Origin of the sequence: Mycolicibacterium sp. MU0050, assembly GCF_963378085.1 — a bacterium.
Lineage (GTDB): Bacteria > Actinomycetota > Actinomycetes > Mycobacteriales > Mycobacteriaceae > Mycobacterium > Mycobacterium wendilense.
Window position 1 is genome coordinate 4174921 of record NZ_OY726395.1, and the last position, 13880, is coordinate 4188800.

Sequence of the window (13880 nt, forward strand, 5' to 3'; positions counted from 1 at the left end):
CGAATCACCGTCGGCCGGTCTGGAGTCGCCCCGAGAGCACGTGCGCCTTCTCGAGCAGCAACGTCCCGAGCTGATGCTGGCGGTCCGGCCGGAACCGGGTCTCAACGCCGGTCAGGCTCAACGCCCACGCCGGGGTGCCGCTGCGGTCGAACACCGCCGCCCCGATCCCCCAGCTGCCCTCGACGATCAGCGCGGGATTCACCGCATACCCCGTGGTCCGGGTGGCGGCCAGCCGCGCCCGAACCGCATCCTCGGAATGCTCCACGCCCCAGGCGGGCTCGAGCTCAATGCGGCGGAAGTAGTCGTCGATCTCCCGGTCCGGCAGGTGGCTGAGGATCGCCAGCCCCGCCGACGCCACGCCGAGCGGAAAGCGGATGCCGACGTGCAGCACGTGCGAGCGCACCGGGAAGCTGCCCTCTTCGCTGAACACGCACACGGTTTCGTCGCCGCGCCGCGCGGACAGGAAGGCGCTCTCGCCCGTCTCGCGGGCCAGCCCGATGACCACGTCGCGCGCCTGCTCGACGATGTCGTACCGATTGGCCGCGCCGGCGCCCAACAGGTAGAGCTCCGGCCCCAGCGACCAGCGTCCGGTCCCGGCGTCCCGGTCGATCAGGCCCTCGGCGGCCAGCGCGGTGAGCAGCCGGTGTGCCGTCGGTCGCGCCAGCCCGGCCGTGCGGGCCAATTCGGTGGTCGACGCGCCGGCGGGCTCCTTGGTCCCGACGGCCCGCAACAGGGCGCCCACCCGCGCGACGACCTGGGAGGACTGCACCCGGGGAGTCACGCCCGGAAGTCTAGCGTCCACAGAGTGGACGCGCGGCCCGCGGCTCAATCAACACGCGAACAGTTACGTCCGGGTTGGGCGTCGGGGGTTGATCCCAACCCCGCCGGACTGTTGACTGGACGCGGCATCTGCGGTGTTTGCAGAGTGGACATCCACACGACGGGTTGAGGAGAGACACCCCATGACTTCGAAGGTGTATGCGTCGGCAGCCGAAGCGGTCGCCGACATCACCGATGGCGCCCACCTGGCGGTGGGCGGGTTCGGCCTGTGCGGCATCCCCGACCAACTCATCGCGGCGGTCGCCGACCTGCCGGTCACCGGACTCGAGGTGTATTCGAACAACTGCGGCGTGGACGGCCTGGGCCTGGGCGTGCTGCTCGAGCTGGGCAAGGTGCGCCGCGTGACCGCCTCCTATGTGGGCGAGAACAAGGAGTTCGCCCGCCAGTACCTGGCCGGTGAACTCGAGGTCGAGCTGACCCCGCAGGGCACCCTGGCCGAGCGGCTGCGGGCCGGCGGCGCGGGCATCCCCGCGTTCTACACCCCGGCCGGGGTCGGCAGCCCGGTGTCCGACGGCGGACTGCCGTGGCGCTACGCCGCCGACGGCTCGGTGGCCGTGGCCTCCCCGCCCAAGGAGGTCCGGGAGTTCAACGGCAAGCGGTATGTCCTCGAGGAGTCCATCAACGCCGACTTCGCCCTGGTGCATGCCAAGCGCGCGGACACCCTGGGCAACCTGGTGTTCAACAAGACCGCGATGAACTTCAACCCGCTGGCGGCGATGGCCGGGAAGATCACCATCGTCCAGGTCGAGGAGTTGGTCGAACCCGGCGAGATCGACCCCGGCGCAGTGCATTTGGCCGGTGTGTTCGTACAGCGCATCGTCCACACCGGGCCCCAGGACAAGAAGATCGAGAAGCGCACCGTCCGCGACGCACAGAAGGCGAACTGAGATGACCGACGCTCCCACCGCAACCGGTTGGTCCCGCACCGAGATGGCCGCGCGGGCCGCCAAGGAAATGGTCGACGGCGAGTACGTCAACCTCGGCATCGGCCTGCCCACCCTGATACCCGGCTACCTGTCCGGGGACGTGCGGGTGACGCTGCACTCCGAGAACGGGATCCTGGGCACGGGCCCGTATCCCACCGACGACGCCGTGGACCCCGACCTGATCAACGCCGGCAAGGAGACCGTCACCGTCACCGACGGCGCGGCCTACTTCGACTCGTCGTTGTCGTTCGGCATGATCCGCGGCGGTCATATCGATGCGGCGGTCCTGGGCGGCATGGAGGTTTCCAAGACCGGAGACCTGGCCAACTGGATGGTGCCCGGCAAGATGGTCAAGGGCATGGGCGGCGCCATGGACCTGGTGCACGGCGCGGGTCGGGTCATCGTGCTGATGGAGCACACCGACAAGGCCGGAAACCCGAAGATCGTCGACGTGTGCAGCCTGCCGTTGACCGGTCAGGCCGTCGTCAACCGGATCATCACCAACCTGGGTGTCATCGACGTCGTCGGGGACGGCACGTTGAAGCTGCGCGAACTGGCCCCCGGGGTGACGGTCGAGGATGTCGTCGCGGCCACGGAGGCCGAACTCACCGTCGAACTCGACTAATCGGCGGCGGCGTCGCCGAGGCTGTAGGCGGCCTCCATCAGCATCCAGCCGGACAACTGGACCGAAAGGTCGCGCTCGGGAGCGGCCGAGGCGTTGACGGCGCCCTCGACGAACTGGGCCTGCTCCCCCTCGGCGGCCTCGGTCGCCGGGATGACGGCGGTGCGATCCCAGAAGGGGCCGAACAGCGGTAGCCCGTCGACACTCTGGCGGTGGTCCCACGCCGATTTCGCCGAGGACAGCACGATGTCTCGGGCGGTCTCGCGGGCCGTGACGGCCTCGGCTCCCTCGCCCGGCAGCGCGGTGGCGGCCTCGGCGAGATACCGCGCGGTGATACCGGAGAACAGGCCGCCGTCGCCGCCGCCGGCACCCTTGAGCACCCCGCCCGGGGCCATGTGCTCGGCGATCGCGCCGATGAGCCGGCACGCCCGTTGCAGGTGCCGGTCTTCACCGGTGCGCACGGCGAGTTCGGTCTCCAGACCCACGACCACGCCCTGGCAGTAGGTGTACTGGGCGCGCACCAGCGATCCGGCCTTGATGCCGTCGAAGATGAGCAGCGTCTCCGGGTCCAGCAGCGTCTCCTCGATCCAGTCGGCCATCTGCTGGGCCCGGCGCAGCCGATCGCCGTAGCGCGCCAGGAAGATTCCGGCTGGGCCGTTGGCCGGCGCGTTGAAGAACTGGTCCTGTTTGCGCCAGGGGATACCGCCGCCGTCCTCGGGCACCCACGAGTCGACCAGCTGGGTCGCCAACTTGGTCAGCGGGCCGGGCTTGACCACCCCGGCGAAGCGGCCGGCGCGTTCGATTGCCAGCGCCAGCCAGGCCATGTCGTCGTAGTAGCTGTTGACCCAGCCGGTGTTGCGGATCCACTGGCCGCGGATCTGCCGGGTGATCTGTTCGACGCGCTCCGGCTTGGGGTCGCGGATCTGGGCGTCCACCAGACAATCCAGCAGGTGCGCCTGCCACCAGTAGTGCCAGGTCTTGAACCGCTTGTCGCTGCCGGTGGGTGGCCAGGCCACCACCCCGAGCTGCGTTCCCGGCAGCGCCCAGAGCTTCCGGAGGTGCCGGGTGGCGATGGCGGCCTCAGCGGAGGCCGCGCGGTTGGCCCATACCTGATCCATGACAGTTCATCCTGCCCTACCAGGCGTGGTCGAGGTCACCCCACTGCGTGATCCATCGGTGCATCGCGATGCCGGCGGCCACCGAGGCGTTGATGCTGCGCGTCGAGCCGAACTGCGCGATGGACACCACCGTTGCCGCGCCCGCTGCGACCTCCTCGGTGATGCCCGGCCCCTCCTGGCCGAACACCAGCAGGCAGTCGCGGGGCAACTCGGTGTGCTCGATCCGGACCGCGCCCGGCACGTTGTCGACCGCGACCACCGTCAGGCCCGCCGTCGCGGCGAAGGCCAGCAGCTCGGCGGTGGTGTCGTGGTGTCGCAGCCGCTGATAGCGGTCGGTGACCATGGCACCGCGCCGATTCCAGCGCCGGCGACCCACGATGTGGACGGTGTCCACCGCGAAGGCGTTCGCGGTCCGAACCACCCCGCCGATGTTGGCGTCGTTGCCGAAGTTCTCGATCGCGATGTGCAGCCGGTGCCGGCGCCGGTCGATGTCGGCGATGATCGCCTCGCGGGTCCAGTACCGGTACTGGTCGACGACGTTGCGGGAGTCGCCGTCGCGCAACAACTCCGGGTCGTAGCGCGGGTCGTCGGGGAGCTCGCCCACCCACGGGCCGACGCCGGTGGGTGTGGGGCCCCACTCGGTCGGGCCCGCCTCGCCCGAGTCACCCGCGGCGGTCATCGTGAGCCGCGCTCGTCGTCCAGCCAGACCGCGGCGTGGGTGCCGACCACCGACACCGTCGCGTACAGCAGCGCCTCGTTGATCTCACCCTGGGTGCACAGCGCGGCCTCCAGGTGCACCGACTCGTAGGAGGCGTCGGGCAGCACCAGCACCGAGGCGCCGTAGCCGGCGCACACCGGGCTCAGCCCGGGCGGCGGCAGGCTCGGGGCGGCCAGCACCATCATCGGGCCGCCCCGCGCCGCGGAATCGTCGCGGTACCGCGCGCCGAGGGCCGCGACCCGCAGCCCCAGCAGCATGAACCCGCTGCCCTCGAAGGCGGTGGGGTCGCCCAGCGCCGCCGGCGTGAGCCGCTGGCCGCCGGCCCGCCACGCCTCCACGCTGGTGGTGGACAACTCCAGCCCGGAGTCGCTGGCGTTGGTGGGCGGCAGCCCGACGGGGTAGGCCGCCGGATAGGCGACGACGGTGCCGGGGATCCGTTCGGCCGGTGAGTACGCATAGACCCCGCGGACCTGGGACTGGTCTCGGATCGGCCCCAGGCACACGGTGCCGGAGAGCCGGTCGGGGTCCGGCGTGGCCAGCGGCGTGAAGTCGGAGCCGACGACGCGCTGACAGCTGCCCAGGCCGGTCGCCTCGATCGGGTGCACCAGCCCGCCGTACAGGCCGAATCGGACGTCCTTCGCCTCGACGTGATCGGCCTCGGGATCGGCGACCGCGGCGTCGACGTCGATCAGCACGTGGTCGGCGACGAAGCGCAGATTCGCCACCGAGATGTTCCAACCCAGCACCGCCTGCGCTTCGCCGAGCGGTGCCGTGCTCGCGCCGTAGGTGTCTGCGGCCTCGGCGCTGTCGCCGCAGCCCGCCAGCAGCACGGCGATCAGGACGACGGAGATGGCTCGCAGGGTGTCCACGGTGGCTCCAGCACGTCGATCCAGGGGCCTCGTAACCCGTCGAGGCGTACTTGGGCACTGTAGACGGCACCTGGTGCCGAGCCGGTTCCCGGGTCTGCGAGCGGATACCTCCAGCAAATTTTTCCGACGTTGCCGTGCTAACACGACGCCGCATGTTCCGCCGGCTCTCCGGTGCGCTGCGACGGCCGCCCGCGCCCCTCGCCCCCGCGCGCCGGCTCCGCGCTCCGCGGCCGCATCGGCCGCTGTTTCCGGCGCACGGTACTCTCCGGGGAGCGGCCGCTGGACCGGCCCATAATTGACGCACGCGTGAGTTCGGCAAATGGACACATCCGTGTTCCGAATTGCTGTCGCGGCGGCTTTTTCCGCGCGATTTTCACGCGTCATCGGTACCTTCGCTAACTAATTGACGCCCTAGGCATAGTCGCCAGCTGCGCGTATTCCTTAACATGCCCCTGATCAGCAAGAATGCCCGGGCATGGAGCGTCGTTCGCGCGATAATTAGGCGTATTTATTTACGGGGTCGGGGTACTCGCAAAGTAGAAATCAGTTCGGCACACGGCCCGTGTCGAACTGCCCAACAGATAGGAAAGCAGTGAACCTTCATCAGCCCGAATTGTTCACGCCGTCGGTCCGTCTTGAATCCAGCGCTCGCTGGTGGGACCCGGACACCGAGTGCAATCTTTTGCTCGCCCGCCCCTCGGACGAGCCGGAGTTGTGGCAGGAATACCTCGCCGGAGCCGATTACAGCTATCGGAAACACGGGGTGGAATGCGCGCTGGACATCGATGCGATTCAGGACGGCAGCGACACCGTCCTGTTCCTCGCAGCTATCGACAGCCGGGAGCGGATCGTCGCCGGCGTGCGGGCCAAGGGCCCGCTGCGGGACGCCGACGATTCGCACGCCGTCGTGGAGTGGGACGGCCAACCCGGGCTGCCGGCGGTGCGCAAGATGATCGACGATCGCGCGCCGTTCGGGATTTTGGAGATGAAATCCGCCTGGGTCACCGACGAGCCGGGTCATGCGCGCGCGCTCACCCGCGCGATCGCCCGTTCGGGCTTCCACGCCATGGCGGTGATGGACATCCAGTTCTGCATGGCCACCGCGGCCGCGTACGTCCTGGACCGGTGGAAGTCCTCGGGTGGTGTGGTGGCGACCCACATCCCACCCACCCCGTATCCCGACGAACGCTACGAGACCACGATGATGTGGTGGGACCGCAGCACCTTCGCCAATCATGCTGAGCCGGAACAGGTTGCAAAGATCCTGCGGGAAACCGCCATGCTGCGCCGGCAGGCCTCGAGCCAGGAGGTCTCGGCATGACCGCGGTCCTCGAACCCCGGACGGCCGCGACTGCCGGCGCGGCGCTCGACGTCGCACCCGACACCGGGGCCCACGTCGTCCGCCTCGATCAGCTGCCCGAGGCGCCGCGCAACCCGCTGCCCTATCGGCAGCGGCTGGCGGCGGTGAAGTCCTATCACACGGGCACCGAGAAACTGCGGGACGCGGGCGGCCCGGTCACCCGCATCGTGCTGGCGCCCCGGTGGCTGATGGCGCCGATCGTGCTGGCCACCTCGCCGCAGGCCATCCGGGATGTCCTGGCGGTGCGCGACGGCACCGTCGACAAGATGTCGCCGGTGTTCGCCGAACTGCGCGCGCTCCTCGGGGAGAACCTGGTCAATCTGCCGCACGACCGCTGGTTGCCGCGGCGGCGGACCATCCAGCCGGCGTTCACCAAGCAGCGGATCGCCCAACTCGGCGGGCACGCCACCGCCGCCGCGGCGTCGGTGGTGCGCGGGTGGCGCGACGGCGACGAGGTCGATCTGGGCGCCCAGGCGCGCACGCTGACCATGCGGGCGCTCGGCCAATCGGTGTTCGGCATCGACCTCGAGGAACGTGCCGAACAGATCGAGGAGCATCTGCACACCGCCATGACCTACGCGGTGCGCCGGGCGCTGCGGCCGGTCCGGCCGCCGGCCTGGCTACCGACGGCGGGGCGGCGACGGGCGCAGCGGGCCAGCGCCGCACTGCGCGCGTTGGCCGACGACATCCTGCAGCAATGCCGCGCTCACCCCGAGCGGGAGGCCCCGCTGGTGCAGGCCCTGATCGCGGCGACCGACCCGGTCACCGGCCGCCGGCTGACGGACCGGGAGATCTGCGACGAGTTGATCATCTTCCTGTTCGCCGGTCACGACACCGTCGCCACCACGCTGACGCACGCGCTGTGGCAGTTGGGGCGGCACCCGCAGATCCAGCAGCGGGTGGCCGAGGAGGTCGGTCAGCTGGGTGCGCGCCCGCTCACCGGCCAGGATCTCGGTGCGCTGAACTACACCGCGCAGGTGGTGAAGGAGACGCTCCGGCTGTGCCCGCCGGCGCCCACCGGCACCCGCACCGCCACCCGCGACCTGAACGTCGGCGGCTACCGGGTGCCGGCCGGCACCACGCTGGCCTTCGGCCGGATGGCCGTGCAGCGCGACCCGGCGTTGTGGGACGACCCGCTGGTGTTCGACCCCGACCGCTTCGCCCCGGGACGGGCGGCCGGCCGCGATCGCTGGCAGTACCTGCCGTTCGGCGGGGGGCCGCGCTCGTGCATCGGTGACCACTTCGCCATGATGGAGGCCACGCTGGCCCTGGCAACGCTGATCCGGGAGGTCGACATCGAGTCGCTCGAGGAATCCTTTCCCCTCGCAGTACATTTCACGTTGGTCGCCGACGGACCGATCCCGGCGCGGATCCGCAGGCGCCGATGACGGGTCCGGACTCCACGCGCTGGCAGCCGGTCATCCTCGACGAGGATGTCGCCGCCGACCGGGACACGTTGGCCCGGTTGCGCGGTGACCCGGCCCTGGAGTTCCTCGACCATCGGGACGCGCAACGGGCCGAACTCGGCGAGTTACGCCCGCCGGTCGGTGACGGCCTGCTCGCCGAGGGGTCGCGCTGGGTGTACTACCCGTGGCGGCGAACCGTGGTGGCGCTGCTGGGGCCGCGGGCGTTCCACCGGCTCCGGCTGGACCGCAACCGCAACCTGATCACCGCGGAGGAACAGCACCACCTCGGTCGACTCTCGATCGGGGTGGCCGGGTTGAGCGTCGGCCACGTCATCGCACATACCCTCGCCGCCCAGGGTCTTTGCGGCGAACTGCGGCTGGCCGACTTCGACGTCCTGGAGCTGTCCAACCTCAACCGGGTGCCGTCCGGCGTGCTCGACCTCGGGGTGAACAAGGCGGTCGCGGCGGCCCGGCGCATCGCCGAGCTCGACCCCTATCTGCCGATCACGGTGTTCCTCGACGGCGTCACCAACGACACCGTCGACGACTTCGTCGCCGGAACCGACGTGGTGGTCGAGGAATGCGACTCGCTGGACATCAAGGCCGTGGTCCGCGAGGTGGCCCGCCGCCACCGGGTTCCGGTCTTGATGGCGACCAGCGACCGCGGGCTCATCGACGTCGAGCGCTTCGACCTCGAGCCGCAGCGACCGATTCTGCACGGGCTGCTGGGGTCGGTCGACGCCGAGGAGCTCGCCGGGATGTCCGCACGCGACAAGATCCCGCACATGCTGGGCCATCTCGACGTGCCGCGGGCCTCGGCCCGCGCCGCGGCGTCGATGGTCGAGGTCGGCCGGACGCTGACCACGTGGCCACAGCTGGCCGCCGACGTGATCCTCGGCGCCACGACGATCGCCGAGGCGGTACGCCGGCTGGGACTCGGGGAACCGCTGCCGTCGGGCCGCACCCGGGTCGACGTGAGCGGCGCACTGGACGGACTGGCGGAACCGCCGCAGCCGGCCGAACGCGCCGCGGCGGCCGAACCCGGTCGGCCGCAGGTGCCGTCCGGGGTGCTCGAGCGGATCGCCGAGGCCGCCAATCGCGCGCCGTCGGGTGGCAACTCCCAGCCCTGGCACATCGAGACCGAACCGGACTCCGTGACGGTGCGCCTGCGCACCGAGGGTCGCGCCACCATCGACGTCGCGCATCGCGGCGGCGCGGTGGCGGTGGGCGCCGCGGTGTTCAACGCGCGGGTCGCCGCCTCGGCCCACCAGCGGCTGGGACCGGTTTCCTGGCACCAGGATTCGCAGCATCCGCTGGCGGCGACGGTGCAGCTGACCCCCGGGACGGACCCCGCGCTGGCCGAACTGTACGACGCGATGTGGCACCGGGAGACCAACCGCAACCGGGGCCGGCCCGGCGCGCTCGACGCCGACACCGTCGCGGCATTGGAGGCGGCGGCGTCCGGGCAGGGCGCCCGGTTGCAGCTGATCACCACCGACCCCGAGATCGGCGCGTTGATCGAGATCCTGGCGGCCACCGACCGCATCCGTTATCTGACGCCGCACCTGCACCGGGAGATGATCAGCGAATTGCGTTGGCCCACCGACCCGGAACCGGACACCGGCATCGACGTCGGACTGCTCGGCCTCGACGAGAGCGACCTCGCCGTCCTGGAGGTGCTGCGCCGCTCCGACGTCATGGCGCACCTGGCCCGCTGGGACGCCGGGTCCGCCCTGGGCGAGGAGGTCGGCGAACGGATCCGGGTCAGCTCCGGGCTCGGCGTGGTGTGGGTCGACGGGCAGGCCCTGCTCGACTACGCCCGCGGCGGGCAGGGCGCCGAGGCGGTGTGGGTGGCTGCCGCGGCCCGCGGCCTTGCCGTGCAACCGATCTCGCCGGTCTTCCTGCACGCCCATGACGAGCGCGAACTGCGCGACGTCTCGGCCCCGTACGCGGCACAATTGCAGGAGCTCTCCGACCGCTTTCGCCGGACGATCGGGGTGCCCGAGGACGCGGGACTGATCCTGCTGCTCCGGTTCGCCGAGGCGCCGCCGACCGCGGGACGCAGCCGTCGCCGGGCGCTGGCCGGGCAGGGAAGGTAAGCGATGGAACGCAGCCTCGACGTGGTGGTGACCTCGGTGGCCACCCGGCTGATGGCGGTCGACGCCGCCAACGCCGTCGCGGTGATCCAGCCGATCCTGGCCGATCTCGTCGAACATTTCAAAGTCGACGTGAGCTTCCTGCGGCGCAACGACCACGACCTGAAGGCCTCCATCCTGGTCGCGGAGTGGCCGGTGCGGCCGGATGTGCCGGACCCCGATCCCCTGGCGGTGATCTACTTCGCCGACGCCGACCCGGTGTTCGCGATCTCCGAGCACGGCAAGAAGCCGCACGTCTTCCGCCCCGAGCCGGCGACCGGCGAGTACCAGCAGACCATCGAGGGCGGCGGCGGCGTCTCCCACAGCTCGATGGCCGCGGCGCCGCTGGTCTCCGGCGACGTCACCACCGGGGTGCTCGGCTTCGTCAAGTTCGGTGACCGCGAATGGTTTCCCGACGAACTCAACGCCCTGGAGGCCATCGGGTCGCTGTTCGCGCAGGTGCAGGCGCGCATCAAGGCCGAGGATCAACTGCGCTACCTCGCCGAGCACGACGACCTCACCGGCGTGTACAACCGCCGCGCGCTCATCGCGCATCTGGAGGGCCGGCTCGCCGCAGGGCAGGACGGACCGGTCGCCGTGCTGTTCTTGGATCTCGACCGGCTCAAGGCCGTCAACGACTACCTCGGTCACACCGCCGGCGACGAGTTCATCCGGGTCTCCGCACAGCGGCTCCGGGAGGAAACCGGGTCCGACTGCCTGATCGCCCGGCTCGGCGGCGACGAGTTCGTGGTGGTGCCCGCCGCCGCCATGTCCGCTTCGGATGCCGAGGTGCTGGCCCGGCGATTGCACGCGGCCCTGAGCGAACGCGTCGCGGTCGACGGCGAGACACTGACCCGGACCGTCAGTGTCGGTGTGGCGGTGGGCAATCCGGGCGAGCAGTCGGTCTCGGACCTGCTGCGCCGCGCCGATCAAGCGGTGTTGGAGGCCAAGGACACCGGCGGAAACGCGGTCAGCGTCTTCACCGAGGACATGGCGATGCGCACCGCGCTGCGCAACGACGTCGAGCTGCACCTGCAGGGCGTGATCGAGGGCGACGCGCTGGTCCTGCACTACCTTCCCGAGATCGACATGCGCACCGGGGAGGTGCTGGCGGCCGAGGCCCTGGTGCGCTGGCAGCATCCGACCCGCGGCCTGCTGTTCCCCGACTCGTTCATCGGCGTCGCCGAATCCATCAATCTGGCAGGCGAACTGGGCCGCTGGGTGCTCCGGCGGGCCTGCGCCGAATTCAGCCGGTGGCGCGCGCGAGGGGTGGGCCTCGACGCCCTGCTCCGGGTGAACGTCTCCCCGGTGCAGCTCGTCGCGGACGGGTACGCCGGCACCGTCGCGGACATCCTGGCCGAGTTCGGCCTGTCCGGGGACTCGGTGTGCCTCGAGATCACCGAAAGCCTGGTGGTCCAGGACATCGAGGCCACCCGCAAGACCCTGGCCGCCCTCAAGAAGGTCGGCGTGCAGATCGCCGTCGACGACTTCGGCACCGGCTACAGCGTGCTGTCGCATCTGAAATCCCTGCCGGTGGACACGCTGAAGATCGACCGCAGCTTCGTGCGCGACCTGGGCTCCAGCGCCGGCGACCTGGCCATCGTGCGGGCCATCATCGCGCTCGCCGAGGCGTTCGGGCTGAGCCTGGTGGCCGAGGGCGTGGAGACGGTGGCCGCCGCCCAAACGCTGGCCGCACACCGCTGCTACCGCGCGCAGGGCTATCTGCTGTCCGTGCCGCTCGAGGGTGCCGCAATGGAATCGCTACTGGCCCAACGGCATATCGAGCTGCCGTTCAGCACGGTCGAACCGCTACCGCGGTGAGCGCCCGCCCGGATTGCGCACCAGCAGCTCCAACCGCCCGAACCGGCTCGCCGCGCGCGTCACGAATGCCAGCTCCGCGCTCTCGGCGTCGAGGCGCTGCGGCCAGGACAATTCGGCGTCGTCGCGCAACGCGAGGATGACGCTGTAGCGCGCGCGCACCAACTCCAGCTCCGAATCCCCGGCCGCCTTGGTCACCGCGACGCCGGCCACCCGGCCGTCGTCGAAAACTAGGTGCGCCAGATTCTCGACGGGCACCCGGGGTACGTCCTCGTCGCGGGCCCGCTCGGCCGCCCACTCGGCCACGGTGCCGGGGTCGGAGCGCAGGTCCACCACCCCGACCGACACCGCCTCGACGTGTTCGTCGGCTCCGGTGTAATGGACCGTCAGCCGCGGGTCGACCACCGTGGTGGACAGCACGCCACCCCGGGCGGGCAGACATTGACCTGCCCAGTCACGCAGCGAGGCGCCGACGAATGTCACTGTCCCGACGGGGAACTCGGGGCGCACCCGGGACGGCCCGTCGACCAGCCGGACCGGCAGCGCCCCAGCCGGGCCGTCGGGTTCGGCCGGGGGGATGTCGTCGGTGACCTGCCGCAGGTACTCGGCGGCCGCCTCGTCGTCGGTCGAGGCGGGTGCGGCCCGCAACACGGTCAGGCCGAGCTTGACCGCGGCCACCGCGGCCGCCGTCGCCGTCACCCCCACGCCCACACAGACGACGTCGACGGTGTCGTCCCAGGCGATCCCCTCGGGATCGTCCGGCGGTTCGAAGTCGTCCTGCGGCCTGCGGCGGCGGTGCTTGTCAGCCATCGTTCAGCCCGAGATCATCCAGCCCGAGCAGGCTGCGGTACGGCAGCCCCTCGGCCTCGATGATCTCAGCGGCACCGGTCGCGCGGTCGACGACGGTGGCCACTCCGACCACCTCGCCGCCCTGCTCCCGGACGGCGCGGACGGCGGTCAGCGGCGAGGCACCGGTGGTGCTGGTGTCCTCGACGACCAGCACGCGCCGGCCCGCGACGTCGAATCCCTCGATGAGACGCTGCATGCCGTGGGTTTTCGTGGACTTGCGCACCACGAACGCGTCCACCGGACGGCCCTCGGCGTGCATGACGGCGGTCGCGACCGGGTCGGCGCCCAGCGTCAATCCGCCGACGGCGGCGTAGTCCCAGTCGGCGGTGAGTTCCCGCATCAGGGAGCCGATCAGTCGGGCGGCCCGGTGCTGCAGTGTGGCGCGGCGCAGGTCGACGTAGTAGTCGGATTCCTTGCCGGAGGACAACACCACCCGGCCGCGGACCACGGAGAGTCGACGCACCAGGTCGGCGAGTTCGGCGCGGTCGGACGCCGTGAGTTCAGGGGTGGGCGGCACGGATCCTCGGTTTAGCGCTGATAGTGGGGGGCTTGCCTGACGTTGCGCGGCGGCGCGGCGATCGCCCGCTGCGCCGTCGGCGGCAGCACCCGCAGCAGGTCGTTGAACTGCCGCACGGTGCGCAGGCCCTCGTCCCACTGGGCCCGGGTGCTGGAGACCGGCATGGACAGCAGGGTCCAGTTCTCCTCGTTCCACATGATCTCGGCGCAGTCCGGGGCGGTGTGGGCGAAGGTGACCATCCGGCGGTCACAGGCGCGCCGGGCGGCGTCGAGGTTGGTCGAATAGACCATCCGCGGACCGATGGCGCCGAGCAGCCAGATGTCGTTCTCGCGGGGCTCCTTGATGCCCTTGAGGCGCAGATCCATGACCACGCTGGTGCCGACCTTGCGGTGCAGCGCGATCACGGTGGCGACGTCCTCGAGATCGAAGATGAAGACGGCCTCACCACGGATTTGACCGAGCACCACGTTGCGCGCGGTGACGTCGCCGACGGTGGAGATGACCCCCCGCTTCCAGCGGTGGAGGACATCACTGGACTCGGGCTCGTAATCGAACCCGTGGGACCGTGCCCACGACTTGCGACGGCGACCGAGCCCACGACGCCGATCGATGTCGACGTACAGCAGCACCGCCGCACCCGTGAAACAGAGTGCGGACAGCGTGAACCAGAGCGGGACCATTGCGCCTAGCCTATCTGCTCGG

The 13880-nt window shown here is 70.7% G+C and carries 12 protein-coding genes and 1 pseudogene; 6 read left to right on the top strand and 7 right to left on the bottom strand.

From position 1 onward, the window contains the following. Positions 1-4: 4 nt before the first annotated feature. On the bottom strand, positions 5-781 hold the full coding sequence (locus tag R2K23_RS19980) for an IclR family transcriptional regulator (RefSeq protein WP_316512023.1): 777 nt from the start codon (positions 779-781) through the stop codon (positions 5-7). 181 nt (positions 782-962) lie between these two features. Here R2K23_RS19980 and R2K23_RS19985 point away from each other — a divergent pair, with 181 nt between their 5' ends. Continuing rightward, entirely contained in the window at positions 963-1727 is a 765-nt protein-coding gene (locus R2K23_RS19985; protein ID WP_316512024.1) for a CoA transferase subunit A, read from the top strand. 1 nt (position 1728) lies between these two features. Continuing rightward, positions 1729-2391, top strand: coding sequence for a 3-oxoacid CoA-transferase subunit B (locus tag R2K23_RS19990; RefSeq protein WP_316512026.1), 663 nt, complete (start codon positions 1729-1731; stop codon positions 2389-2391). Here R2K23_RS19990 and R2K23_RS19995 read toward each other — a convergent pair. Genes R2K23_RS19995 through R2K23_RS20005 form a run of 3 tightly spaced genes read right to left on the bottom strand, consistent with a single transcriptional unit; the run spans position 2388 to position 5084 of the window. Next, a complete protein-coding gene (locus R2K23_RS19995; protein ID WP_316512028.1) occupies positions 2388-3506 on the bottom strand; it encodes a glycoside hydrolase family 76 protein in 1119 nt (372 codons plus the stop codon). The genes R2K23_RS19990 and R2K23_RS19995 overlap by 4 nt on opposite strands. Before the next feature lie 16 nt (positions 3507-3522). Next, entirely contained in the window at positions 3523-4185 is a 663-nt protein-coding gene (locus R2K23_RS20000; protein WP_316512029.1) for a TrmH family RNA methyltransferase, read from the bottom strand. Then, the gene (locus R2K23_RS20005) at positions 4182-5084 is read right to left on the bottom strand and encodes a hypothetical protein (RefSeq protein ID WP_316517430.1); all 903 of its coding nucleotides are present in this window, start codon (positions 5082-5084) and stop codon (positions 4182-4184) included. The genes R2K23_RS20000 and R2K23_RS20005 overlap by 4 nt, the downstream gene beginning before the upstream one ends. A gap of 601 nt (positions 5085-5685) precedes the next feature. Here R2K23_RS20005 and R2K23_RS20010 point away from each other — a divergent pair. From R2K23_RS20010 to R2K23_RS20025, 4 genes are read left to right on the top strand one after another with little or no spacing between them, the layout of a single operon-like run. Next, entirely contained in the window at positions 5686-6414 is a 729-nt protein-coding gene (locus tag R2K23_RS20010; RefSeq protein WP_316512030.1) for a hypothetical protein, read from the top strand. Continuing rightward, positions 6411-7841, top strand: coding sequence for a cytochrome P450 (locus R2K23_RS20015; protein WP_316512032.1), 1431 nt, complete (start codon positions 6411-6413; stop codon positions 7839-7841). The genes R2K23_RS20010 and R2K23_RS20015 overlap by 4 nt, the downstream gene beginning before the upstream one ends. After that, the gene (locus tag R2K23_RS20020; protein WP_316512033.1) at positions 7838-9958 is read left to right on the top strand and encodes an Rv1355c family protein; all 2121 of its coding nucleotides are present in this window, start codon (positions 7838-7840) and stop codon (positions 9956-9958) included. The genes R2K23_RS20015 and R2K23_RS20020 overlap by 4 nt, the downstream gene beginning before the upstream one ends. A 3-nt stretch (positions 9959-9961) precedes the next feature. Further along, positions 9962-11815 (top strand): putative bifunctional diguanylate cyclase/phosphodiesterase, encoded by a 1854-nt coding sequence (locus R2K23_RS20025; protein WP_316512034.1) that lies wholly within the window; start codon positions 9962-9964, stop codon positions 11813-11815. Here the strand turns inward: R2K23_RS20025 and R2K23_RS20030 are convergent. The 3 genes and pseudogenes from R2K23_RS20030 to ttfA all read right to left on the bottom strand — a co-directional run. Continuing rightward, entirely contained in the window at positions 11804-12622 is an 819-nt protein-coding gene (locus R2K23_RS20030; RefSeq protein WP_316512036.1) for a hypothetical protein, read from the bottom strand. The two genes, R2K23_RS20025 and R2K23_RS20030, sit on opposite strands and share 12 nt — an antisense overlap. Then, entirely contained in the window at positions 12615-13178 is a 564-nt protein-coding gene (pyrE, locus tag R2K23_RS20035) for an orotate phosphoribosyltransferase (protein WP_316512038.1), read from the bottom strand. Before pyrE ends, R2K23_RS20030 begins: the two co-directional genes overlap by 8 nt. A gap of 20 nt (positions 13179-13198) precedes the next feature. Further along, positions 13199-13858: pseudogene (gene ttfA, locus R2K23_RS20040) on the bottom strand (trehalose monomycolate transport factor TtfA); the annotation flags it as partial. Positions 13859-13880: the final 22 nt, after the last annotated feature.